Annotated in this window: 13 protein-coding genes; 4 read left to right on the forward strand and 9 right to left on the reverse strand. The window is 59.1% G+C overall.

What is annotated here, in order from left to right:
- Positions 1 to 56: 56 nt before the first annotated feature.
- The 3 genes from rpoC to OGM81_14005 form a co-directional block, all read right to left on the reverse strand.
- The gene (gene rpoC, locus OGM81_13995) at positions 57 to 3,659 is read right to left on the reverse strand and encodes a DNA-directed RNA polymerase subunit beta' (protein UYJ43410.1); all 3,603 of its coding nucleotides are present in this window, start codon (positions 3,657 to 3,659) and stop codon (positions 57 to 59) included.
- 43 nt (positions 3,660 to 3,702) lie between these two features.
- Positions 3,703 to 7,527 carry a DNA-directed RNA polymerase subunit beta gene (locus OGM81_14000; GenBank protein ID UYJ43411.1) on the reverse strand — a complete coding sequence of 1,275 codons (3,825 nt, stop codon included), beginning with the start codon at positions 7,525 to 7,527 and terminating at the stop codon, positions 3,703 to 3,705.
- Positions 7,528 to 8,001: 474 nt separating this feature from the next.
- Positions 8,002 to 9,381 carry a sodium-dependent transporter gene (locus tag OGM81_14005; GenBank protein UYJ43412.1) on the reverse strand — a complete coding sequence of 460 codons (1,380 nt, stop codon included), beginning with the start codon at positions 9,379 to 9,381 and terminating at the stop codon, positions 8,002 to 8,004.
- 173 nt (positions 9,382 to 9,554) lie between these two features.
- Here OGM81_14005 and OGM81_14010 point away from each other — a divergent pair, with 173 nt between their 5' ends.
- The 4 genes from OGM81_14010 to OGM81_14025 all read left to right on the forward strand — a co-directional run bounded on the left by OGM81_14010 (position 9,555) and on the right by OGM81_14025 (position 14,303).
- Positions 9,555 to 10,289: a MerR family transcriptional regulator gene (locus OGM81_14010; protein UYJ43413.1), complete on the forward strand. Its 735-nt coding sequence runs from the start codon at positions 9,555 to 9,557 to the stop codon at positions 10,287 to 10,289.
- A gap of 240 nt (positions 10,290 to 10,529) precedes the next feature.
- A complete protein-coding gene (locus tag OGM81_14015; GenBank protein UYJ43414.1) occupies positions 10,530 to 11,360 on the forward strand; it encodes a PRD domain-containing protein in 831 nt (276 codons plus the stop codon).
- A gap of 81 nt (positions 11,361 to 11,441) precedes the next feature.
- Positions 11,442 to 12,842, forward strand: coding sequence for a PTS transporter subunit EIIC (locus tag OGM81_14020; GenBank protein ID UYJ43415.1), 1,401 nt, complete (start codon positions 11,442 to 11,444; stop codon positions 12,840 to 12,842).
- 15 nt (positions 12,843 to 12,857) lie between these two features.
- Positions 12,858 to 14,303: a family 1 glycosylhydrolase gene (locus OGM81_14025; protein ID UYJ43416.1), complete on the forward strand. Its 1,446-nt coding sequence runs from the start codon at positions 12,858 to 12,860 to the stop codon at positions 14,301 to 14,303.
- Positions 14,304 to 14,379: 76 nt separating this feature from the next.
- Here OGM81_14025 and rpoD read toward each other — a convergent pair whose 3' ends face one another.
- The 6 genes from rpoD to OGM81_14055 form a co-directional block, all read right to left on the reverse strand.
- Entirely contained in the window at positions 14,380 to 15,486 is a 1,107-nt protein-coding gene (rpoD, locus tag OGM81_14030) for an RNA polymerase sigma factor RpoD (GenBank protein UYJ43417.1), read from the reverse strand.
- Between the two features lie 54 nt (positions 15,487 to 15,540).
- Positions 15,541 to 17,325 (reverse strand): DNA primase, encoded by a 1,785-nt coding sequence (gene dnaG, locus OGM81_14035; GenBank protein ID UYJ43418.1) that lies wholly within the window; start codon positions 17,323 to 17,325, stop codon positions 15,541 to 15,543.
- Between the two features lie 73 nt (positions 17,326 to 17,398).
- The gene (locus OGM81_14040) at positions 17,399 to 18,400 is read right to left on the reverse strand and encodes a deoxyguanosinetriphosphate triphosphohydrolase (GenBank protein ID UYJ43419.1); all 1,002 of its coding nucleotides are present in this window, start codon (positions 18,398 to 18,400) and stop codon (positions 17,399 to 17,401) included.
- Between the two features lie 298 nt (positions 18,401 to 18,698).
- Positions 18,699 to 19,316 carry a YigZ family protein gene (locus OGM81_14045; protein ID UYJ43420.1) on the reverse strand — a complete coding sequence of 206 codons (618 nt, stop codon included), beginning with the start codon at positions 19,314 to 19,316 and terminating at the stop codon, positions 18,699 to 18,701.
- Positions 19,317 to 19,387: 71 nt separating this feature from the next.
- Positions 19,388 to 19,594 carry a 50S ribosomal protein L31 gene (rpmE, locus tag OGM81_14050; GenBank protein ID UYJ43421.1) on the reverse strand — a complete coding sequence of 69 codons (207 nt, stop codon included), beginning with the start codon at positions 19,592 to 19,594 and terminating at the stop codon, positions 19,388 to 19,390.
- A 183-nt stretch (positions 19,595 to 19,777) separates the two neighbouring features.
- Entirely contained in the window at positions 19,778 to 20,812 is a 1,035-nt protein-coding gene (locus tag OGM81_14055; protein ID UYJ43422.1) for a hypothetical protein, read from the reverse strand.
- Positions 20,813 to 21,048: the final 236 nt, after the last annotated feature.

Below are 21,048 nucleotides of genomic sequence, written 5' to 3' on the forward strand. Positions count from 1 at the left end.
AACACCGCACATAAAAAATCCCGCCACCAAACGGTGACGGGATTTTTATTTACAGATTAGTGGTCGTAAGCGGCTTCGGCGGCGTCGCGGGCGATCTCAGCCTGGACGAGCTCTTCCTCGACCTCCGGCAGACCAGTGCCGGCGGGGATGAGCTTACCGATGATGACGTTCTCCTTCAGACCGGCCAGCGGGTCGACCTTACCCTTGATGGCGGCTTCGGTCAGGACACGGGTGGTCTCCTGGAAGGAAGCAGCGGACAGGAAGGAGTCGGTGGCCAAGCTGGACTTGGTGATACCAAGCAGGACCTGGCTGGCCTGGACCAGCTTCAGATCGGTCTCGCCGGCATCGATGCGGGCCTGGATCTCCTCGTTCTTGATCATGACATCGCGGCGGTTCACGATGCTGCCCATGATAAAGTCGCTGGAGCCGGAATCCTCGATGCGGACCTTACGCATCATCTGGCGGACGATGACTTCGATATGCTTATCGTTGATGTCAACGCCCTGCAGACGGTAGACCTTCTGAACTTCGCTGATCAGGTAGTTCTGGGTGGCGATGGGACCCTGGACGGCCAGAATATCCTGGGGATAAGCGTGGCCTTCGGTCAGCAGAGCACCCTTGGCGACGACGTCGCCCTCCATGACCTTGAGGCGCTGACCGAACGGGATCAGGTAGCTCTTGGTGATGGGTGCGCCGTTCTCGTCCACGCCGTTGATCTCGGCATGGCGGGTCTTCTTGGTATCGTCGATGTGGACGGTACCGCCGATCTCGGACATGATAGCCATGGCCTTCGGGCGGCGGCTCTCGAACAGTTCCTCAACACGAGGAAGACCCTGCGTGATATCTTCGGCAGATGCGATACCGCCGGTATGGAAGGTACGCATGGTCAGCTGGGTACCGGGTTCGCCGATGGACTCGGCAGCGATGATACCGACAGACTCGCCGACCTTGACACACTCGCCGTTGGACATGTTGGAGCCGTAGCAGCGGGCGCAGACGCCGACGTGGGCACGGCAGGTCATGACGGAGCGGATCTCCAGCTCGGTGATACCGGCGTTGGCGATCTTCTCGGCGTCGAACATATCCATCATCTTGTCCTTGCTGACCAGGAGCTCACCGGTGGTGGGGTCCATAACGTCATGCAGGGCGTAGCGGCCGTTCAAGCGCTCCTTGAAGCTCTCGACAACGGAGTTACCTTCGCTGATCTCGCGGACCCAGATACCCTCGGTAGCGTGGCAGTCTTCCTCACGGATGATAACTTCCTGGGAGACATCGACCAGACGACGGGTCAGGTAGCCAGAGTCAGCGGTACGCAGAGCGGTATCAGCCAGACCCTTACGGGCGCCTCGAGAAGAAATGAAGTATTCCAGGATATTCAGGCCTTCACGGTAGTTAGCACGAATGGGCATTTCCAGGGTCTTACCGGCCGTGTTAGCCAACAGACCGCGCATGCCGGCCAGCTGCTTGATCTGGTCCATAGAACCACGAGCACCAGAGTCGGACATCATATAGATGGGGTTGCGCTGGTGGTGGGCCTTCAGGTTGTTGCTCAGAGCATCGGAAACTTCCTCGGTAGCAGCCTGCCAGATAGCAACGGTGCTGCGGTAGCGCTCCTCGTCCGAAATAAGACCGCGGTTGAAGTTCTTCATGACCTTCTCGATCTTCTTATCGGCGGCGGCCAGGATCGCGGGCTTCTCATCGGGGATGATGGCATCGGGAACGGCGACCGTGATAGCGGACAGCGTGGAGTACTTATAACCCTGTGCCTTGATCTGATCCAGCATCATGGCGCAGACTTTGGTGCCATGCTTGGTCAGGCAGCGGCTGATGATGTCAGGCAGACCTTTCTTGGTCAGCTTGTCGCTCTTACCGCCGGAAGCGATCTTCAGGGTACGGGGGTTCATCTCGTAGTCGAACTTGGTAGCCGGGTCGGTACGATCGACATAGCCCAGGTCCTGCGGGATGGGGTTGTTGAAGATGATCTGACCCATGGTGGTGTCGACCAGAGCGGTCTCCTCCACACCGTCGAAAGTCAAGGTGCGGCGCACCTTGATGGGTGCCTGCAGCGTGATCAGGCCGGAAGAGTAAGCCATCATAGCCTCGCTCTCATCGCGGAAGATCTTGCCGTGGCCCTTATCATCGGGGTTGACCAGGGTCAGGTAGTAGCTGCCCAGGATCATATCCTGCGTGGGCACGGTGACGGGCTCGCCGTCAGAGGGCTTCAGCAGGTTGCCGGAGGCCAGCATCAGCATCTTGGCTTCACGCTGGGCCTCGGTGGACAGCGGCAGATGGACAGCCATCTGGTCGCCGTCGAAGTCGGCGTTGAAGGGGGTGCAGACCAGGGGGTGCAGCTTGATGGCACGGCCCTCGACCAGGACAGGTTCGAAAGCCTGGATGCCCAGACGGTGCAGCGTAGGTGCACGGTTCAGCAGGACGGGGTGGCCCTTGATGACGGTCTCCAGAGAGTCCCAAACCTCGGGGCGGGCACGCTCGACCATCTTGCGGGCGGACTTGATATTGTTGGCCTTCTCCTTCTCGACCAGGTCCTTCATGACGAAGGGCTTGAACAGCTCGAGGGCCATCTCCTTGGGCAGACCGCACTGATACATCTTCAGCTCGGGGCCGACGACGATAACGGAACGGCCGGAGTAGTCAACACGCTTGCCCAGCAGGTTCTGGCGGAAGCGGCCCTGCTTGCCTTTCAGCATATCGGACAGGGACTTCAGCGCACGGTTGTTGGCGCCGGTGACCGGGCGGCCGCGGCGGCCGTTATCGATCAGGGCATCGACAGCTTCCTGCAGCATACGCTTCTCGTTGCGCACGATGATGTCGGGCGCCCCCAACTCCAGCAGGCGGCGCAGACGGTTGTTGCGGTTGATGACACGGCGATACAGATCGTTCAGGTCGGAGGTGGCGAAACGGCCGCCATCCAGCTGCAGCAACGGGCGCAGATCCGGCGGGATCACGGGGATGACCGTCATGATCATCCACTCGGGGCGCTGGTTGCTCTCCAGGAAGCTCTCGACGCACTCGAGACGCTTCAGCAGGCGGACGCGCTTCTGGCCGTTGGCATGCTCCAGTTCCTCGCGCAGCTCGGCAGAGAGCTTTTCGAGGTCGATCTCAGCCAGCAGCTTCTGGATGGCTTCAGCACCCATGCCGGCTTCAAACGTATCCTCGTACTTTTCGCGCATCTCCTTGTACTCGCGCTCGGTCAGCAGCTGTTTTTTCTCCAGCGGGGTGAAACCGGGGTCGGTAACGATGTAGTTGGCGAAGTAGAGGACTTTATCCAGCTGACGGGGGCTGATGTCCAGCATCAGGCCGATACGGCTGGGGATACCCTTGAAATACCAGATGTGCGAAACGGGTGCAGCCAGCTCGATGTGGCCCATGCGCTCACGGCGGACCTTGGCGCGGGTGACTTCAACACCGCACTTATCGCAGATCTTACCCTTGTAGCGGATGCGCTTGTACTTACCGCAGTGGCACTCCCAGTCCTTAGTAGGTCCAAAAATGCGCTCGCAGTACAGGCCGTCGCGCTCCGGCTTCAGGGTACGGTAGTTGATGGTTTCGGGCTTGGTGACCTCACCATAGCTCCAGGCACGGATCTGGTCCGGGGAGGCAAGGCCGATCTTAATAGAATCGAATTCTTTATTTTCCATTCAGCGAACCCTCTCAAATTCAATATGACACACGATTCAGCGATCAATCGTCGAAGGAATCAGACTCGATCGCAGCGAGATCCTCAGCGCTGGGGCCGGCATCCTCGTCCAGATCATCATCAAAGCCTTCATCGGCATCCTTGACGCTGTACTCATCCTGCAGCTCGCTTTCGACCATGACATTATCGCCCAGGTCGTAATCGCTGTTTTCAAAGCTGCTGTCATCGTCGTCAAATTCCTGACGCATGTCAACGGCGTTGCCTTCCTTATCCTGCACAACGATATCCAGGCCAAGGCTCTGCAGCTCTTTGAGCATAACGCGGAAGCTCTCGGGGATGCCGGGACGCGGGATGGGATCGCCCTTGACGATGGCCTCGTAGGTCTTGACACGGCCCACGACATCGTCGGATTTGATGGTCAGGATCTCCTGCAGGGTGTAAGCGGCGCCGTAAGCTTCCAGCGCCCAGACTTCCATCTCGCCGAAGCGTTGGCCGCCGAACTGGGCCTTGCCGCCCAGAGGCTGCTGGGTGACCATGGAGTACGGACCGGTGGAACGGGCATGGATCTTATCATCGACCAGGTGATGCAGCTTGAGGTAGTACATATAGCCGACCGTGACCTTGCTGGGGAACTTCTCGCCGGTACGGCCATCGTAAACGGTGGTCTTGCCGTCGTCGGTCAAATCGATCTTGGAGAAATCAATGATGTGGCCGTTCTCACCCATCAGGCGGGGCAGCTTGGTCGGATACTCGGGGGCGTTCTCGCCGTGCCACTTCTCGCGGGCCTCGGCGAAGCAGTCACGCAGGTCGGCTTCGTGGGCGCCGTCGAAGACGGGGGTCTGGACCTTCCAGCCCAGAGCCTTGGCAACATAGCCCAGGTTGACTTCCAGCACCTGACCGATGTTCATACGGGAAGGAACGCCCAGGGGGTTCAGCACGATGTCCAGCGGGGTGCCGTCGGGCAGGAAGGGCATGTCCTCCTGCGGCAGGATGCGGGAAACGACACCCTTGTTGCCATGACGGCCAGCCATCTTATCGCCAACGCTGATCTTACGCTTCTGGGCGATGTAGCAGCGCACGCACATACGCACGCCGGGCTGCAGCTCATCGCTGTTCTCGGGGGTAAAGACCTTAACGTCGACCACGATACCGTAAGCACCGTGGGGCACGCGCAGAGAAGTATCGCGGACTTCGCGGGCCTTCTCACCGAAGATGGCGCGCAGCAGGCGCTCCTCGGCGGTCAGCTCGGTCTCGCCCTTCGGGGTGACCTTGCCGACCAGGATGTCGCCGGTCTTGACCTCGGCACCGATGCGGATGATGCCGCGGTCGTCCAGGTCTTTCAGGGCGTCGTCACCGACGTTGGGGATGTCACGAGTGATTTCCTCGGGTCCCAGCTTGGTGTCGCGGGCTTCGGTCTCGTACTCCTCGATGTGGATGGAGGTGTAGACGTCCTCGCGGACCAGCTTCTCGTTCAGCAGAACGGCGTCCTCGTAGTTGTAGCCTTCCCAGGTCATGAAGCCGATCAGGGCGTTCTTGCCCAGGCTGATCTCGCCGTTTTTGGTGGCGGGACCGTCAGCCAGCACGTCGCCTGCCTTGACGACATCGCCAACATTGACGATGGGGCGCTGGTTGTTGCAGTTGCCCTGGTTGGAGCGCATGAACTTGATCAGCTCATAGGTGTCGGCAGAACCGTCCGGGCAGCGCACGACGATCTTCTCGGCGTCGACAAACTCAACGGTGCCTTCGCGGGCAGCCAGGATGCAGACGCCGGAGTCGGTAGCAGCCTTGTACTCCATACCGGTAGCAACGATGGGCTGCTGGGTGACCATCAGAGGCACGGCCTGACGCTGCATGTTAGAGCCCATCAGGGCACGGTTACAGTCGTCGTTCTCCAGGAACGGGATGCAGGCCGTAGCGACGGAAACCATCATACGGGGAGAAACGTCCATGAAGTCGACCTGAGAAGCGTCGAACTCCTGGATGTCGTTGCGGTGACGGCCAGAAACGCGGGGACGGACGAAGTGGTTGTTCTCGTCCAGCGGCTCGTTGGCCTGGGCAACGATATATTCGTCCTCGACGTCGGCGGTCATGTAGACGACCTCGTCGGTGACGGTTCCGGTAGCCTTATCGACCTTGCGGTACGGGGCCTCGACAAAGCCGTACTTGTTGATCTTGGCGTAGGTAGCCAGGTAGGAGATCAGACCGATGTTGGGACCTTCAGGGGTCTCGATCGGGCACAGACGGCCGTAGTGGGTGTAATGAACGTCACGGACCTCGAAACCTGCGCGGTCACGGGACAGACCACCGGGGCCCAGGGCAGACAGACGACGCTTGTGGGTCAGCTCGGCCAGGGGGTTGTTCTGGTCCATGAACTGAGACAGCGGGCTGGAGCCGATGAACTCTTTGATAGCGGCCACGACGGGGCGGATGTTGACCAGGCTCTGCGGGGTGATCTCGCCGTTCTCCTGGTTCTGCAGGGTCATACGCTCACGGATGACGCGCTCCATGCGGGAGAAGCCGATGCGGAACTGGTTCTGCAGCAGCTCGCCGACGCTGCGGACACGACGGTTGCCCAAGTGGTCGATCTCGTCGGTCACGCCGATACCGTGGTCAAGGCCCAGCAGGTAGTTGATGGAAGCGAAGATGTCATCGACGGTGACAGTGCGGCTGATCAGAATATCGTGATTCTGGCGCAGCAGCTCTTTCTGCTCCTCGGGGTCAGAGGTGGCCTCAAGGATCTTGCGAATCTCGGCGAAGTTGGCGCGCTCGTTGATGCCGGCCTCAGCATCGACATCGAAGCTGAAGAAGGGCTGGGCGTCCACACAGCCGTTGGAGATGACGATGACAGGGTAAGCCTCCTGGCCCTTCTTCTCCACCAGAACGGTGACGCGGGTAACACCGGCGGCATCGATCTCGTTGGCCTTGGCCAGGTTGATCTTCTCGCCCTTGGCGGCCAGCAGTTCGCCGGTCAGGGGAGCGATGATGTCCTCGGCGGCCTTGTAACCGGCAATGCGGCGGGCCAGCGCGAGCTTGTTGTTCATCTTATAACGGCCGAAACGAGCCAAGTCGTAGCGGCGCGGGTCGAAGAACAGGGCGTCCAGGTGGGAGCGGGAGCTCTCGACCGTCGGGGGCTCGCCGGGGCGCAGCTTGCGGTAGACTTCCAGCAGGCCTTCCTCGGTGTTATGGGTGATGTCCTTTTCGAGAGAAGCGTTGATCTTCGGCTCGGAATCGCCGAAGAACTGCTTGATCTGCTCATCGGTGGACAGGCCCAAGGCACGGATCAGGGTCGTGACAGGCAGCTTGCGGTTCTTATCGATGCGGACATAGAAAACGTCCTGGGAGTCGGTCTCGTACTCCAGCCAGGCACCGCGGTTGGGGTTCATGGTGGCGGTGAACAGGTCCTTGCCGGTACGGTCCTTGCTGGAGCCGTAGAACACGCCGGGAGAACGAACCAACTGGGAAACGATTGCACGCTCGGCACCATTGGAGATAAAGGTGCCGGAATCGGTCATGAGCGGGAAGTCGCCCATGAAGATCTCCTGCTCCTTGACCTCGCCGGTCTGCTTATTGAACAGACGGGCAGTGACGTACAGGGGCGCTGCATACGTAGCGTCCCGTTCCTTACATTCTTTAATGGTATACTTGGGGGTTTTGTCCAGGCGGTAGTCCACAAACTCCAGCACGAGATTGCCGGTATAGTCCTCGATAGCGGCAATATCGTGGAAGACTTCGTGCAGACCTTCCTCCAGGAACCAGTTGTAAGAGTTTTTCTGGATCTCGATCAGATTGGGCATGCCAATCACTTCGTTGATGCGGGAAAAGCTCATGCGGGTCGTTCTGCCGTTTTGTACGGGCTTGACCTTTACCATAAAACGCGACCACTCCTATTCCGTAGATTGACAAAGTCGGTAAAAGCCGACCTAAAGGAGCTGTGCGAAAGCGATGTATATTCGTCGTTTTTCACAAACTTTTGAATTTTGTCGTTTTCGCAAAATCCCTTTAGGGCGCTCTATTCCATTTTTGTGATACTGTTTCAGTATACATGGTAAAAGGCTTGCTGTCAAGGCTTTTTCGGCTTTTTTGCGAAGTTTTTCTTGGCTGTCGAACGCCCGGACAAGTGTAACAAAATTTCGGCACATTGACGATTTTGCACTGTCTTGCAGGGGTTGACAAATTCGTAACGGGTGCTATATTCCCCGCTTTTGGGCAGTTTTCACAAGGATGTGGACACCTTTTTGCGCAGGATTGCTCTTGACAATCGCGCTCTGAAAGAAAAGCGCCCCCTCAAAAGAGGAGGCGCAAGATGTTGTGTTGGATAGAACACGGGGAGCCTGTCCCCTGTTTTACATAGCAATGATCCCAAACGCATTGGCCACGGAACTGGCCAGAATGATCGCCGCGAACACCGGGCAGAGCCAGCGGATCATAAAGTTGAAGACCTTCTTCCGGCGGAAACTCCCGCCCTCGAGGGTGACCTCGTGTTCGATGCGCTCAACGCCTACCACGCGGGACACCAGCAGGCAGGTGGCGATGGCCGCGATCGGCATCATCACCGAGTTGGTAAGGAAGTCGAAGAAATCGAGGAACTGCATGCCCAGCACCGTCACCCCGGCCAGCGGGCCGTAGCCCAGGCTGGACAGCGTGCCCAGCCCTACCATGATAACACCCACCAGCACTGTGGCCTTGCGGCGGCTCCAGCCCAGCTCATCCTGGAAGGTGGAGACCGCGCTTTCGGTCAGCGCGATGGAGCTGGTGACCGCTGCAAACAGCACCAGCACAAAGAACAGCACGCCCACTGCCCTGCCCAGGTCCATGCTGGCAAAAACTTTGGGGAGCGTAATGAACATCAACGCGGGCCCCGCCTGCAGGGTGTCCGGCTCGCCAGCGGAGAAGGCAAACACTGCCGGAATGATCATCAGGCCCGCCATGACGGCGATGATCGTGTCGAACACCTCGACGTTCTGGGTCGCGTCCTCGATGGAGACGTCCTTTTTCATATAGGAACCGAAAGTGACCAGGATGCCCATGGCGATGGACAGCGAGTAGAACATCTGCCCCATCGCCGTGACCACCGTCATCCAGCTGAAGTTAGCGGGGTTCGGCACCAGGAAATACTTGACGCCCGCCAGCGCTCCCGGCCGCGTGACCGAGTAGGCAGTGATAATGACCGACAGCACCACCAGCACCGGCATCATTACTTTGGAGACACGCTCGACGCCGTTGCGCACACCCGCAAAGATGATGCCCAGCGTGAACAGCGCAAAGGCCAGGAAGCAGATCTCTGTTACAGCACCGTTGGAAATGAAATCTGAGAAGAAGCCGTCCGCCGCCAGCGCCTGGCTTTGGCCGGCGAGATACCCCACCAGATACCGAATGACCCAGCCGCCGATGACCGAGTAATACGGTACGATCAGCACCGGGATGATGGCGTTGATCCAGCCGCCGAAGCCTAAGAACCCGCCGCGCTTGCCCGGCTTGGCAAAGCTGGCGTAAGCGCCCACCGGGCTTTTGCCGGTCATGCGGCCCAGGGCCGTTTCGGCCATGATCATCGTGTAGCCAAAGGTAAGCGCCAGCACGATATAAATCAAAAGGAAGATTCCGCCGCCATATTTGGCCGCCAGGTACGGGAACCGCCAGATATTGCCCAGTCCCACCGACGCCCCGGCTGCCGAGAGCACAAAGCCAAGCCTGCCGGAAAAGCTGCTTCTTTTTTCGTTTTTCATTTTTCCTACGTCCCTCCAGGTTGTTTCTCACACGACCACAAGTGTAGCATAAATGAGGTAAAACTTCAAGATGAATTTTTTTCACGTACCCTCCCCTATTTTCCGCCTTGACCCTTACGCCGCGTCATAGTGTATGCTATACTTACTGCAAGGGAAAGTGAGGTGTCCCCCCCATGATGACCGTAAACGAAGTCAGCCGCCTGACCGGCGTGAGTATACGCGCGCTGCACTATTACGACCAGATCGGCCTGCTGCCCGCTGCCGGGCATACCGACAGCGGCTACCGCCTGTATGACGATGCAGCGCTGGAACGTTTGCAGCAAATCCTGTTGTTCCGGGAATTGGAATTTTCGCTGAAAGACATTCAGCGGATCCTGTCTAATTCCGCCTTCGACCGAGAAAAGGCGCTGGAGCAGCAGATCGAACTGCTGAAGCTGAAGCGACAGCATATCGAGGATCTCATCGCCCTTGCGGAAAAGACACAAACCACAGGAGGAACCATTATGGATTTTACCGCATTTGATACACAGAAGATCAAGGACTACGCCGCCCAGGCCAAGCAGCAGTGGGGCGCCACGCCGGAGTACAAAGAGTTTGAGCAAAAGACCGCCCCCAAGACGGAAAAAGAGGTTTCCGCTATGGGCGGCCAGCTGATGGAAATCATTGCAGCTTTCGGTAAGATTCAAAGCATGGACCCTGCTGCCCCCGTCGTGCAGGCCCAGGTGAAGAAGCTGCAAGATTTTATCAGCGAGCATTACTACACCTGCTCCAAAACCATTTTGGGCCAGCTCGGCCAGCTGTACACCGCAGGCGGTGCGTTTACCCAAAACATCAACGCCGCAGGTGGCCCCGGTACCGCCGAGTTTGCCAGCAAGGCGATCGAGGTGTATTGCCGGACGGCAAAATAAGGCTGTCCAAATCACGCAATAGCAATATGCACAAGAATACGTTCATTTTTTTGTGCGAGTTCGCCGATTGACTTTTTTGGGGGGACATCGTAGAATATTAAAGAAAAATGAACATACGTTAACGGATTGTTACTCTTCGGGAGGCATGACCATTGACAGATGCAGAAAATGCACCTGTATGGTCGTGTCTTATTTTTTTGCCCGCATGTTCATTTTATCCCGTATAAGGAAGGTGAGCCCATGAAAGTCATCAAAAAGATCAACAATAACGTGGCGCTGTGCCTGGATGGCAACCAGCGTGAGCTCATCGCCTTTGGCAAGGGCATCGGCTTCAAGCCCATCCCATACGAGCTGACGGACCTCTCGGTCATTGAGCGCACCTACTACGGCATCAGCCCCGAATACCAGGGCCTGCTGAAAGAGATCCCCAAGGAGATCTTCGATGTCTCTGGTATGCTCGTTGATCTGGCCGCCAACAGCATCGATGCCGATTTCAACCGCAACCTGGTCATCACCCTGGCGGACCACATCAACTTTGCCATCGACCGCTACAAGAAAAACATCCACATCAAGCCGCCCTACGTCGGCAACCTGGCTTACCTGCACGAAGCAGAGTACAAGGTTGCCACTCAGGCTGTGGCGTGCATCAACCAGCGCTTCGGTGTGCGCCTACCCAAAGAAGAAGCCGCCGCCATTGCGCTGCATCTCATCAACGCCGAGAACTCCGTGGCCCCGAAGGCCGATTTTCTCGACGCCAGCACGATGATCAGCGATGTCATCGGCCTGATCGAAAAGCGGGAGAACATCACCATTGACCGTTCTGGCTTCAACGCCAGCCGCTTTATCACCCACATGGAATACCTGCTGGCCCGCATCCGCAACAACGAGACACTGGAAAACAACAACGACAAACTCTTCAACAATCTGAAACAGGAGTATAGAGAGACTTACCTGTGTGCGGAGGATGTCCGCACCTACCTGCAGCAAAAGACCGGCAAGAACCTGGGAAGCGAGGAAATGTCCTATCTCATGCTTCATATCGAACGGTTCTGCTCCCGCGAGCAGGCTTAACCTCGCATGTAATAAAGGGAAGCGCGCACCCTTTGTACAGATATACCAAACACACTGAAAATCAAGAAAGAGGAACCAATAATGGCACAGAAATATCAGGAGCTTTCTGACAAGATCGTTGGTCTTGTCGGCGGCAAAGCCAATGTCCAGTTCTTTACCCACTGCGTGACCCGCCTGCGTTTTAACGTGAAGGACGAGTCCGCCGTTAAAAAAGACGAAATCGAAAAACTGCCCGGTGTTCTCGGCTCCCAGTGGCAGAACGGCCAGTACCAGATCATCATCGGCCAGGCTGTCAACGATGCCTACCGCCTGATTTGCGAGAAGAACGGCTTCGCCGTGGAGAAATCCGTGGACGAGAAGCTGGACGATGAAAAGCCCGCCCAGAAGAAGGGTGCCAAGGCTGTCATCGACAAAATCTTCGACGGCATCTCCGGCTCGCTGACCCCGCTTATCCCCGCTCTGATTGGCTGCGGCATGATCAAGGTCATCCTGATCCTGATGGACATGGCCGGCGTGCCCGCCGACAGCGGTACATACCAGCTGCTCACCTTTGCCGGTGACGCTGGCTTCTACTTCCTGCCCATCATGATCGGCGCATTCGCCGCCAAGAAGTTTGGTGCCAACCCCGCCTTGGGCATGGTCATCGGCGGCCTGCTGATCTACCCGTCCTTTGCCAGCGGCGTCAGCGACGGCACCGCCTTCAACTTCCTGGGCATCCCCGTGTACGGCGTGAGCTACTCCAGCACCATCTTCCCCATCATCCTGTGCTGCGCCGTCATGGCCCCCATCGAGAAGTTCTTTGCCAAGCACGCCCCTGACATCCTGCGTTCCGTGCTGGAGCCGCTGCTGACCATCATCGTCATGATCCCCCTGGCCTACTGCGTCCTCGGCCCCATCGGTTCTTTCCTGGGCACCTACCTGAGCACCTTCGTCCTGTGGCTGTACAACACCCTGGGCTTCATCGGTGTGGCCGCCTTTGCCGCTGTGATGCCGTTCGTTATCATGACCGGTATGCACGGTGCCTTTGTTCCCTACCTGATGCAGATGCTGACCGTTGACCCCCTGTACGAGCCCATCTTCTTCCCCGCCCTGATCATCTCCAACATCGATCAGGGTATTGCTGCACTGGCTGTCGCTCTCAAAACCAGGGACACCAACCTGAAGTCCACCGGCTTCTCCACCGCTGTCACCGCTGTTGTGGCCGGTGTTACCGAGCCTGCCATGTACGCCATCAACCTGAAGTACAAGACCCCCATGTACGGCGCCATGATCGGTTCTGCCATCGGCGGTTGCGTGGCAGGTCTGCTCAAGACCGCTATCTATGCCTTTGCGGGTGCTTCCTCTGTCATCGCCCTGCCGCTGTTCGTCAGCGCTGACAAGCCCAACAACCTGCTGTTCATGGTCATCTCCGTGCTGGTGGGCGCTGTGGCCACCTTCGCAGCCACCTGGGTCCTGTACAAGCCCGAAGCTGCCAATAAGTAATTTTCTCCCGAAAGGATGCTTTTTATGCCGTTTTGCAAAGACTTTCTCTGGGGCGGTGCCACCGCCGCCAACCAGATCGAGGGCGGCTGGCAGGAGGGCGGAAAGGGCCCCAGCGAGGCGGATATGCTTTCTGCCGGGACGCATACCTCTCCCCGTCAGATCACACCTGACACCGAGCCGGGCCTGACCTACCCCAACCGCACCGCCAGCGACTTTTACCACCATTATAAAGAGGACATCGCCCTGATGGGCGAGATGGGCTTTAAAGCCTACCGCATGTCCATCGCGTGGAGCCGCATCTTCCCCACCGGCGAGGAGACCGAGCCGAACCCGGCCGGCCTGCAGTTCTACGATGACGTCTTTAACGAGCTGAAAGCCCACGGCATTGAGCCGATCGTGACCCTGTCCCACTACGAGATGCCGCTGCACCTGGTCAACAAGTACAACGGCTGGGCCTCCCGCGAGGTGATCGCGCTGTTTGAGCGTTACGCCCGTACGGTGATTGCCCACTTCAAGGGCAAGGTGCGGTACTACCTGACCTTCAACGAGATCAACTGCGGCACCCTGCCCCTGGGCAACTACATGTCCCTGGGCATCCGCAACGAGGGCACACGGGATTTCCTGCATCAGGTGGATGATGTGCAGGTGCGGTATCAGGCGCTGCATCACCAGCTTGTGGCCAGCGCCCGCACCGTGCTGGCCGGGCATGAGCTGGATCCAGAGGCGAAGATCGGCAACATGATCGCCATGATGCCCGTCTACCCCTTGACCTGCAACCCTAAGGACATGCTGGAATTCCAGCAGAACTGGCGGCAGTTCAACTGGTACTGTGCCGATGTGCAGTGCCGCGGTGCCTACCCCTACTACGCCCAGAGCTTCTGGGAGAAAAACGGCATCCATCTGGAGATCACCGATGAGGACTGCGAGGCCCTGCGCCGCGGCACGGTGGATTTCTTCTCCCTCTCCTACTATCAGACCAACTGCGTGACGGTCGACCCCAATGCGGCTCAGGCCTCCGGCAACCTGCTGGGCGGCGCGAAGAACCCGTACCTGGAGTCCAGCCAGTGGGGCTGGCAGGTCGACCCGGACGGCCTGCGCTACACCCTCAACGAGATCGAGAGCCGGTATGATCTGCCCATCATCATCGTGGAGAACGGCCTGGGTGCCCGGGACGCGCTGGAAGCTGACGGCAGCATCCACGACCCCTACCGCACCGACTACCTGCAGCGGCACATCCGCGCCATGAAGCAGGCTGTCGAGGAGGACGGCGTGGACCTGTTCGGCTACACCATGTGGGGCTGCATCGACCTGGTCTCCGCCTCCACCGGCGAGATGGCCAAGCGCTACGGCTTCATCTACGTCGATTGTGACGACCAGGGCCACGGCAGCTTCAAGCGGTATAAAAAAGACAGCTTCGATTGGTACCGTAAAGTGATCGAGACCAACGGCGAGGAACTGTAAGTTCCAAAACATCTACACAAAAGAGCCGCTCCCTTCCAATGGAAGGGAGCGGTTCTTGCTATATTATGCTGTCAAATCAATCCAGGAAGTCGCGCAGCTTTTTGCTGCGGCTGGGGTGGCGGAGCTTGCGCAGGGCCTTGGCTTCGATCTGGCGGATGCGTTCACGGGTGACGTTGAACTCCTTGCCGACTTCTTCCAGCGTGCGGGGGCGGCCATCCTCCAGGCCGAAGCGCAGGCGCAGGACCTTCTCCTCACGGGGGGTCAGGGTCTTCAGCACGTCGGCCAGCTGCTCTTTCAGCAGGGTCTGGCTGGCGGCCTCGGCGGGCACGGGGGCGTCATCGTCAGGGATGAAGTCACCCAGATGGCTGTCCTCCTCCTCACCGATGGGGGTCTCCAGGCTGACAGGCTCCTGGGCCACACGCATGATCTCGCGCACCTTATCTACAGGCATCTCCAGGCGCTCGGCAATTTCCTCAGCGCTGGGGTCATGGCCGTACTCATGCAGCAGCTGGCTGGAGACCTTCTTGACTTTGTTGATGGTCTCGACCATATGCACCGGGATGCGGATGGTGCGGGCCTGGTCGGCAATGGCGCGGGTGATGGCCTGACGGATCCACCACGTTGCGTAGGTAGAGAACTTGAAGCCCTTGGTGTGGTCGAACTTTTCCACCGCCTTGATCAGGCCCAGGTTGCCCTCCTGGATCAGGTCCAGGAACTGCATGCCGCGGCCGACGTAACGCTTGGCGATGGAAACGACCAGACGCAGGTTGGCTTCGCTCAGGCGCTTTTTGGCTTTCTCGCCCTCGGGGCCGCCGGCCTGAATTTTCAGGGCCAGGTCGATCTCCTCCTCGGGGGTCAGCAAGGGCACGCGGCCGATCTCTTTCAGGTAGACCTTGACGGGGTCGTCGATGGTAATGCCGTCGGTATTCAGGGCGTCGTCGAAGTCGTCGGCGCCTTCCTCGGTGGTGCCGCTCAGCAGGCTGGCGTCCACATCGCTGACGGGGTCATCATCGATGACCTCGATACCGTTGCTCTCCAGTTCCTCGTAAAGCTTTTCCATCTGCTCCACGTCCAGGACGTGACCGCTCTCCTCCATCGCGTCGCTGATCTCGCTGTTGGTCAGCTTGCCGGCACGGCGGCCGGTCTCGATCAAGCTGCGGATAGAATCTTTCTTTTCTGCCATAAGTACGTTCTCCTTTGGTTTTTTATATGAACACGGATGTTTGAGAGAAATTCTTCAATCAGATTGGGGCGGGTCGGCCGCGCCCTTTTCCTTGCGGAGTTTCGAGAAGGCGCTTAAAAACTGGTCGTCGGTAGTGCCTTTGACGGTCTGACTGATGGGCTTGGCGTTGTCCAGCCGTTCCAGGTACATGTCAATGTCCTCCTGCTGGAGGGGGTGCCCGGCGTTGACGGCCTGGGCGCGGTTGACTTCGGCCATCGGCTTATCGTCCAGCATCTGCTGCAAGCTGGTGATGTTCACCGGCAGCTGCTCGTCCGCACAGCGGAAAATAGCCCGCAGGGCCTCCTGCATTTCGGGCAGGACCACGGCGTCCATGTTCAAACGCTGGCGCACATAGGGGATCTTTTCGGGGCTTTGCAGCAGCGCGGCGATGAGTTGCCGCCCGGCACTGGCGGCACCCAAAGCGGCATCTCCCCCGGCGCTGTAGGGTACCCGGATGTCGGCGGCATTGCCCTGCCCGGCCAGGTCGCGCTGCTCTTTGCGGCGGTCGCGGCGCTGGGTGCTGCGCAGCACATCGTTCATCTGCTCCAAGATTGCCTTTTTACCCACGCCGGTCTCCTCGGCCAGGCGGCCTGCGTAGACGTCCCGCGCTGTGGGGGTAACGCCCTTGCGGGCCAGGATGTCGATGGCGTCCTTGAGGTAGTTCAGCCGCCCGGCCGAATCCCGCAGGTCATAGTTGGCGGCAGCCTTTTTCAGCTGGAACTCCGTCGGGTCAGCGCTGCCGTCCAGCAGCATGGCGAACCGCTCCTTGCCGTATTTTTTAATGAACTCGTCCGGGTCTTTAGCGCCCTGGTAGCTCAGCACCCGCACCTTGATGTCGGCGTCGGTGAACATGGCCAGGCTGCGGGCGGTGGCCTTCTGGCCCGCCTCGTCGGAGTCATAACTCAGCACCACTTCGTCGGCGTATTCAGTCAGCAGCTTGACCTGTTCGGGCGTCAAGGCGGTACCGCAGGCGCAGACGGCGGTGTCAAACCCAGCCTCGTGCATCGAGATGACGTCCATGTAGCCCTCGCACAAAATATAACGTTTATTTGGCGATTTTTTGGCTACATTCAGGGCAAACAGCGTGCGGGACTTTTTGTACACCATCGTCTCGGGGCTGTTGATGTACTTGGGTTTGGAGTCGTCCAGCACACGGCCGCCGAAGGCGATGATGGCCCCGCGCACATCGATGATGGGCACCATGACGCGGTGGCGGAAGATGTCGTAGAGATTGCCCTTGGCGCTGCGCTTGACGAGGCCGGAGTGTTCCAGCTCTTCCTCGGAGAAGCCGAGGCGGCGCAGGTAATGCAGCAGGCCTGTGAAATCCTCGGGCGCGTAGCCCAGACCGAAGCGGCGGATGGCGGCGTCGGACAGGCCGCGCTTTTCCCGCCAGTAGCGGCGGGCCAGGGCGGCTTCGGGCGTGCGGGCGTTGAGCTGCTCGTAAAAGTAGCGGGCGGCGCAGCGATTGATCTCTAAGAGGCGCTGCCGGGCGCGGGATTCCTTATCGTCCTCCTCGGGCAGGGGCATGCCTGCACGGCTGGCCAGCTGTTTGACGGTCTCGACATAGCCGAGGTTATTGTACTTGCGCACAAAGCTGATAACGTCCCCTGCCGCACCGCAGCCGAAGCAGTAAAAGCTCTGGGTGTCCGGGTAAACCACGAAGGAAGGCGTTTTTTCGTTATGGAACGGGCAAAGGCCGGTGAGGGTGCGCCCGCGGCGGCGGAGCTGGACGTATTGGCCTACGATGTCCTCAATATCGTTGCGGCGAACGACTTCCTGGATGTATTCCTGGGGGATCATACCTGCGTGGGGCACCTCCTTTTTGCTTTATTTTTTGTTAGCAGTTGACGGATGCCGCCCACTTAAAACAAAATCATAAAACCGTCCACTTTTGGGGGACAAACAGATCCTCAAAAAGCCGGGTGGCGAATTCATCGCTCATGCCGCTGATGTAATCGGTCACGGCGCGGTCGACACCCTCGTTGTAAGCGATCTGCAGGTAGAAGTTGGGCATCAGGGTCGGCTCCTCACACAGGCGCTCGTATAACTCGGCCACGAGCTTGTCCACCTTTTTTTCCTCGCGCTTGGCTTCCTTGTCCACGTAGACCGTACTGTACATGAAGTCCTTCAGCACGGCGTAGGCGGCGTCGACTTCGGGCGAAAAGTTGATGCGGCCGTTCTGGCTGTGCTCGATCAAATCCGTTATCATCGTGGTGATACGCTGGGACTTGGTGGTGCCCAGCACGGCCACGGCTTCTGGCGGGAGCTGGCGGGGGTCCAGCACACCGGCGGTGACGGCATCCTCGATGTCGTGGTTCAAAAAGGCAATGTGGTCCGCGCGGCGCACCACGCAGCCCTCAGGCGTGCGGGCCCAGGCGCCGGTGGTGTGGGTAACGATGCCGTTGCGCACCTCCCAGGTCAGGTTGAGGCCCCTGCCGTCTTTTTCCAGGAAATCCACCACCCGCAGGCTTTGGCGGTAGTGGGTAAAGCCGCCGGGGCACAGGCGGTTCAGCGCGCGCTCCCCCGCGTGGCCAAAGGGGGTATGGCCCAGGTCGTGGCCCAGGGCGATGGCCTCGGTTAGATCCTCATTCAGCCGCAGGGCGCGGGCGATGGTGCGGGCAATTTGCGCGACCTCCAGCGTGTGGGTCAGCCGGGTGCGGTAATGGTCCCCCTCGGGCGAAAGAAAGACTTGGGTCTTCTGCTTCAGGCGGCGGAATGCCTTGCAGTGGATAATGCGGTCGCGGTCCCGCTGGTAGCACGGGCGGATGGGGTCCTCGTCCTCCGGGCGGCAGCGGCCCCGGGTGGATTGGCTCAGGGTGGCGTAGCGGCTCAGGGTCTGGCGCTCGATCGCCTGGGTCTCTTCGCGGATGGTCATAGTCAGCAGCCCCCTTTCCGGCTTATGGCAGCCCTGCTTTTGCGCCGTTCTGCAGCTGCGGCGCACGGGGGGCAGTTCTGCCTTATTTTTCCCTCTATATATAAATACGATAAAACTTGGCGAAATACTCTTTTTTTATGCGGAATTTTTTGAAAAAATTCAAAGTCGGTTCTGCGGAAGGGGGCAAGCCCCTCTCCCTACAATACCACCTTGCATGAGGCTGTAGGGGCCGATGACGAGCATCGGCCCCTACAAAAAGGCGTAGAGGAATCCAGGCCCTGAAAAGCCGCAGCAAAAATCAAAACGGTGCGTACATCGCTGCCGAAACGGTGACTTCGGCGCTGCCGCGGGTCAGTTCGGTCAGCTTGGCACACAGGGGGCCTTCCTCCCCGGCAGGCATCCGCCAAAGCAGGGTAACGGCATCGTCAAACACGGGCTCCTCCGGCTTGGCCCCGGCCGCAGCGATAATGCGCTGGGCCTGCTCGAACTGGGCGTAGGGCACCCGCAGGCGGCAGTCCACCACCAGCCGCATGCTGACAAGTTCTGCATTTTGCAGTGCGCCGCCGGCCGCCGCCGTGTAGGCGCGCACCAGGCCGCCGGTGCCCAGCAGGATACCGCCGAAATACCGCGTGACGACTACGATCACGTCCGACACGCCCGCGTGGCCGATGGTCTCCAGCACCGGGGTGCCGGCCGTCTTGGCGGGTTCGCCGTCGTCGGAGTAGCGGGTGCGGCCGTTTTGCAGCACGTAGGCGTAGACGTTATGCCGCGCGGTGCGGTTGGCGGCGCGCACGGCGTTCAGCACAGCCAGAGCCTTTTCCTCGGTATCGGCAAAGGCGGCGGTGGCGATAAAGCGGCTGCGCTTTTCCTCGTACGTAAAGGTCGAGGTCCCCCGCAGGGTCTTGTAGTCAGGCATGGCGGCTCCCTTTCGATTACACATCAAAAAACCCCAGATGTCGCCATCTGGGGTCAAAAGCTTTGGAAAAATTACTTGCCGGACTTGGCAAAACGGCGCTTGAAACGCTCGACGCGGCCACCGGTATCGACCAGCTTCTGCTTGCCGGTGTAGAACGGATGGCACTTGCTGCAAACTTCGACGTGGATCTCCGGCTTGGTGTCACGGGTGTGGATCACGTTGCCGCAGGCGCAAGTGATGGTGCAGTCCACATAGTTCGGATGGATGCCCTGCTTCATGGTATTTTCACCTCTTTCTCGATTATGATAACGGGAGCCATACTTGATATATGTGCTCATCACAATCTCCGAATTGCGGCTACCAGCGCCCACCATCCTGTGCGGGCGGAGCAGCCATCTGAACGATTGCTGAAATATTATAGCGGATTTTTGGGGCGATGTCAAGTATTTTTTTGTGTTGACTTACAGGCTCTTTCCCCCGGTGCACACGGTGCGGGCGTCCCATTTTAAATCACTGCCATTATAAATGGAAAAGGTGTACTGCACGGCGGGGGTGCCGTCCACGCTGCCAGTGGCGGTGATGGTGCCGTTGTTGTTGGCATACGCCCAGGTGTAGGCGGGCGTTTCGGGCAGGTCGTCGGCGGTGGCGGTGGTGCCGGGCCAATCGATGGCAAAAAAGCGGGCGTTACTGCTCCAATCGTCCTCAGCAGTAAAGTCGATGGTCAGCAATCGGTTGGCCTGTTCCGCCGTAAAGCCCAGCAGGTTGGGGCCGTAGTCCCGGCTGCGGGCAGCGAGGTAATAGGCCGTCTGCTCCTCGGTCCAGTCGGCAGGGGCGGCAAAATCGGTGATGCCCGCCGCGGCCAGGGCGCGGCACTGGTGCACCAGCATCGTGTGCTGCCACTCGTTCAAGTTCAACTCGCGGGCCTCGTCGCTCAGTTCCGGGATGGCGGCAGTGCTGTCGGTACTGTACCAGCCGCTGATGGCCTCGCAGGGCCGGGCGTCGTCCACCGGGGTAAACACGTAGATGCTGTTGGTGCCGTCGGGGTACTGGGTGCCGCCGTAGTCAGCCTCGGGCGAGTAGACGACATAGAAGCTGACCTTGACCAAAAAGGCCTCACCATCGTCGATTTTGGTGCGGTAGTCCGTACCGCTGCCGGCGTCGGTATTGTCCAGCAGGTCGGCGGCTTCCTCGTCATCGGCAGGGTCGACCACGCCGGACATGCCCACGCGGGTGGTGATATAGCGGATGGTGTTCTCGTCCAGTACCGTCTGCCAGTAGTTGGCCGCGCGCTCGGCCGCTACCGCCAATTGCGTCAGGTATTCCGGGTCAATCGGTTCACGGCGGTTGGCGTCCAGCGTGGTGGATGCTGCCAAGGATTCCGGTTCCGGCGTGGGTCCGGCGGCGGATTCCGAGGCAGGTGCGGCGCACCCAGCCAGCACCCCGGCGCAAAGCAGCACTGCCGCCAAACCGGCGGCACGGCGGGAAATGGCAGACATAGATAAGCCTCCTTCTTGATGTGATTTATATAATAGGTATACTTTTATTGTAATGTACCACCGGCAAAAGTCAACGGTGTGCGGCAGATTTTACAACTATTTCTAAAATGTTTCCAAATGGGCCTACACATGCGGCAAGCGCACGGGCGGATACAGAATCCGCCCCTACGGGTGGGTTTGCGCAGATGCCGTAGGGGCTGATTCCATATCGGCCCGCGGACACATAAAAAGGCTCC

Source organism: Oscillospiraceae bacterium, assembly GCA_025758045.1.
In the GTDB taxonomy this organism is placed as follows: Bacteria; Bacillota; Clostridia; order Oscillospirales; family Ruminococcaceae; genus Gemmiger.

What these genes read in the sequence shown, in the direction of transcription:
- rpoC (UYJ43410.1), bottom strand. Translation starts at nt 3,659, where the DNA reads ATGGAAAATAAAGAATTCGATTCTATTAAGATCGGCCTTGCCTCCCCG.
- OGM81_14000 (UYJ43411.1), bottom strand. Translation starts at nt 7,527, where the DNA reads ATGGTAAAGGTCAAGCCCGTACAAAACGGCAGAACGACCCGCATGAGC.
- OGM81_14005 (UYJ43412.1), bottom strand. Translation starts at nt 9,381, where the DNA reads ATGAAAAACGAAAAAAGAAGCAGCTTTTCCGGCAGGCTTGGCTTTGTG.
- OGM81_14010 (UYJ43413.1), top strand. Translation starts at nt 9,555, where the DNA reads ATGATGACCGTAAACGAAGTCAGCCGCCTGACCGGCGTGAGTATACGC.
- OGM81_14015 (UYJ43414.1), top strand. Translation starts at nt 10,530, where the DNA reads ATGAAAGTCATCAAAAAGATCAACAATAACGTGGCGCTGTGCCTGGAT.
- OGM81_14020 (UYJ43415.1), top strand. Translation starts at nt 11,442, where the DNA reads ATGGCACAGAAATATCAGGAGCTTTCTGACAAGATCGTTGGTCTTGTC.
- OGM81_14025 (UYJ43416.1), top strand. Translation starts at nt 12,858, where the DNA reads ATGCTTTTTATGCCGTTTTGCAAAGACTTTCTCTGGGGCGGTGCCACC.
- rpoD (UYJ43417.1), bottom strand. Translation starts at nt 15,486, where the DNA reads ATGGCAGAAAAGAAAGATTCTATCCGCAGCTTGATCGAGACCGGCCGC.
- dnaG (UYJ43418.1), bottom strand. Translation starts at nt 17,325, where the DNA reads ATGATCCCCCAGGAATACATCCAGGAAGTCGTTCGCCGCAACGATATT.
- OGM81_14040 (UYJ43419.1), bottom strand. Translation starts at nt 18,400, where the DNA reads ATGACCATCCGCGAAGAGACCCAGGCGATCGAGCGCCAGACCCTGAGC.
- OGM81_14045 (UYJ43420.1), bottom strand. Translation starts at nt 19,316, where the DNA reads ATGCCTGACTACAAGACCCTGCGGGGGACCTCGACCTTTACGTACGAG.
- rpmE (UYJ43421.1), bottom strand. Translation starts at nt 19,594, where the DNA reads ATGAAGCAGGGCATCCATCCGAACTATGTGGACTGCACCATCACTTGC.
- OGM81_14055 (UYJ43422.1), bottom strand. Translation starts at nt 20,812, where the DNA reads ATGTCTGCCATTTCCCGCCGTGCCGCCGGTTTGGCGGCAGTGCTGCTT.